At 58.0% G+C, this 3,025-nt stretch carries 4 protein-coding genes; 1 reads left to right on the top strand and 3 read right to left on the bottom strand.

Annotated features, from left to right (window positions below):
- Positions 1–529: 529 nt before the first annotated feature.
- The 3 genes from ACT6Y9_RS09955 to ACT6Y9_RS09945 are packed head-to-tail and all read right to left on the bottom strand — an operon-like array spanning position 530 to position 2,462.
- The gene (locus ACT6Y9_RS09955) at positions 530–1,249 is read right to left on the bottom strand and encodes a hypothetical protein (RefSeq protein WP_443744412.1); all 720 of its coding nucleotides are present in this window, start codon (positions 1,247–1,249) and stop codon (positions 530–532) included.
- 17 nt (positions 1,250–1,266) lie between these two features.
- On the bottom strand, positions 1,267–1,884 hold the full coding sequence (locus tag ACT6Y9_RS09950; RefSeq protein WP_443744411.1) for a DUF4400 domain-containing protein: 618 nt from the start codon (positions 1,882–1,884) through the stop codon (positions 1,267–1,269).
- A 56-nt stretch (positions 1,885–1,940) separates the two neighbouring features.
- Positions 1,941–2,462, bottom strand: a complete 522-nt coding sequence (locus ACT6Y9_RS09945) for a hypothetical protein (protein WP_443744410.1) — start codon at positions 2,460–2,462, stop codon at positions 1,941–1,943.
- Positions 2,463–2,727: 265 nt separating this feature from the next.
- Here ACT6Y9_RS09945 and ACT6Y9_RS09940 point away from each other — a divergent pair.
- On the top strand, positions 2,728–3,025 hold a 298-nt coding region (locus ACT6Y9_RS09940; RefSeq protein WP_443744409.1), incomplete at its 3' end, for a type II secretion system protein.

The following is a 3,025-nucleotide window of genomic DNA, read 5'->3' as shown; positions in this document are numbered from 1 at the left end:
AACGTCTCGGCGCAGTCAATCCTCGACGACCGAAGTATTCGGCGGTGTTTTTTTTTCAGACGGTAGTCAGCTCCTTGTCCAGATCGGCGTAGATACATCTACTATATATTATTTGCGTGCACTCAACATATTCAGAACTTGATATATCTCAACGACCTTTCGACCGATTCCTCCCAACGAATAAATTCGTGGGCTCCCTCGGCCGGTTTTCGTGGAGCGGAGAACGGGAGAGAAAAATGTTTGCTGCTGCGAAGATGCGGGCCGGCGGCTGCGGCGGCTACGAAGGGTGAAGTCGAGGTGCTACGGGCAGAAGCGGAAGCCCTCGGAAAGCCTCCGAGAAAGCCCCCGCTGCGTCCCGGCGTCCCGTTTTGTCCTCGCGGTTTTTCGGGAAAGCACTCTATCTCGCTGAAATTCCTAAAGGAATTCTGGGTTTTTAGAACTTCACCATAATGAAGTTTTTTCTCCGGAGCCGGTTTCACCCATGCTTCCCCGCTGCTTCACCCGGTTTCGCAGACGGATTTTGCGGGAGCTACCGAGGGCACGAAGCAGGCGAAGAGGCCGTCGCAGGGGTCGCATTGGCTGCATGTGCCGCAGTACCCACGCGGCGCTGCTGGCGCCGTTCAAGGAACACTTCATACGTCCGAAGTCCGGAATGCCCGCTACAGGCATCCGTGCAGACAGAAGCTGCCTGCTCACGGCCACGGTCATCCCGGCCCTGCTCCCAATCGTTGAAGAGCCGCTTGGCGGCGGAACGCACGCGGATGCGCCGACGCGACGTGCCGGGCGCGGCCGAGATGGAGGAACAGCGCCATCCGGCGGGGAGGCGGCTTTCGATCAGCTCCCGGAGCGACACGGCGTCAAGGCGGCTTGCAAGCTCGACGCTCACACGGTCCGAAATGCTGAACGCTCTGCGATAGACCGGCCTCATCTCCTGAGCGTCCTGCGGCAGGTCGTCGGCATCCATCTGCCAGATGAAGGCGAGGAGATCACCCATCGCCTCCCCCTCCTCCCATCTGGAAACTTCTTCGGCGGCTACGTCCGCATTGAAGATGTTCGGTTGATAGGGCCGGGCACGGGCCGCCAAACGCGCCTCAAGGGAATCCTGAAAGTCGCCAAAGAGGCTCGGCGCATCCGCACCAAACCCACTTGCGGCGCTGAATTCCGGGTTGGAATCAGTGCGCAAAAGATTGAGTGCAGAGACGAGCGACGGCTTGGACTTTGCCTTTGAACTTGAACCGCTGCGGGGCATGACACACTCCTCGAAAATCAAATTCGCTTTTGGATGTTGCCCATGGCAATGCCCGCCGCGACGGCCCAAAAGCCCATCATGAGCGGGAACATCAGCGGATCAATGGCGATGGGCGACAGAAAGAGCAAAATCGTGATGAAGGTAACCAAGGACATCACGCGGCGAGCCCAGTTGTTGAGCACCGGCGACGTGTAGCCGAAATCGGTCTTCTTGATCTCTCTATCCTGCAAGCCGTGGTAGACCGCGAGCAACGCCAAGGGAATCCAAAGCGGAATCCAGATCAGAAAGAGCGCGATGCGGCGCATCACCCAGAAGCCCAGATCGAGGAGCGCCGCCTTGCGTTCCTCAGCCCATTTGGCCACTTTCCTGTTCTTCTGAAGAAAATCCTCCTCCCGACGGCGCTGAGCGGCGTCTTCAGAGAGCCATTCATCGAGAGAGTCCTCGCCGAACCACCGGTCCAGCGTCCTCAGGTACCAGTCGTCCGCCATCGCGTTGATCTTCGTCAGCGTCGAATGGCCCAGTTCGGCTTCGATCTTCTGAGCTTCCAAGACGGAGCTTCTGCGCACGTAGTCCTTGGTGACGAGCGTGAGCGAGAGCGCGAAGACCGCAAAGGCCGTCACGATCACGATCCACACGGGCGCTTCACTGCGGGCGGCCACGATTCACTTCCCTTCGGGATACTTGGCGCGCCTCAGCCCGCCAAAGCAGGCGTCTGCTGGTGGACCCGCGCCGCATCGGCGACGCCGTGGAGGATGCGCGAGGCGCAGAAGCTCTCGGCGCGGAAGAACCGGTTTCGGTCGGTGAACAGAAGCGTCTGAACGTCTTCCGACGTGATGCGCTTAAGCACGAGACCGCGCGCCGCGATGTAGTCGGCTTCATCGAGGCCGTACTCCGCGAGTAGGACGCGGCGGTAGTCGTCGATCTCAAGGAGGGTCTCGATCATCTCGTTGATGAAGTACGCAAGGCGCTTGACGTCCGAAAAAACGCGCAGGACAGAGATCACCTGAGTGTCATAGAGCGTTACGACTCGTGTCAGAGACTCGCTGATCTGCGCATAGGTCATGTAGGGCTTCATCTCCCGAATCACTGCAATGGTGATCGGTTCGAATTCGTCCCAGTCGCTCAGCGCGCCGTAGAAGGACGGCTGCTTGCGCATGATCGAGAAGAGTGCTTCCTCTTCAGTGATGCCGCGGCGACGAGCAAGTTCCGGCACTAATGCGTCAAGCTTGGAGGCCGGAGTCGTGTTTCCGGCATTAGTTTTAAGCAAAGTTGTCTCCTTTAGGCAAATCACGCCTTGGTGAAGTGATCATAAAGAACCGTTTCGAAAAACTAATCAGGCCTAAAAGCAGGTTCTGCTCCTGATGCGGCGGGAACGCCTGAGGACGGGTGTTAGGTTTGTGATGACCCGTCTTGTGTAAAATTCGGATGGCAGTTCAAACCGCTTGGGGTTCTAGACGGTTGGACGGAGGTCGGGACCGATGCCGATCTCTTCACATGCCCTTCCGAAGAACACAAGTTGTTTCATTTCGGCCAACTGGATCGCCCCGAAACGATGTCTACCGAGCCCTTCGTGTGTTCCTGCGCTCTTCGTGGCGCAGGAATCGTGGCGGCTGTGCATCAGGAAGCTGCAGTCGCGAGGCTCAGCGAATCAAGAAGCTCCGGCCTTTAGTCCGGAGAGTGATCACTCCATCAATATGACTGTCTCTCTTCCTCGTCCTCGCAAGCAGGGCTTCACGATCATTGAAATCGTTCTAGTGCTCGTTCTGCTTGGCATTC

It is taken from the genome of Sutterella sp. (assembly GCF_052272535.1).
Classification (GTDB): Bacteria; Pseudomonadota; Gammaproteobacteria; order Burkholderiales; family Burkholderiaceae_F; genus Sutterella.
This window is presented reverse-complemented; position numbering and strand designations above follow the sequence as displayed.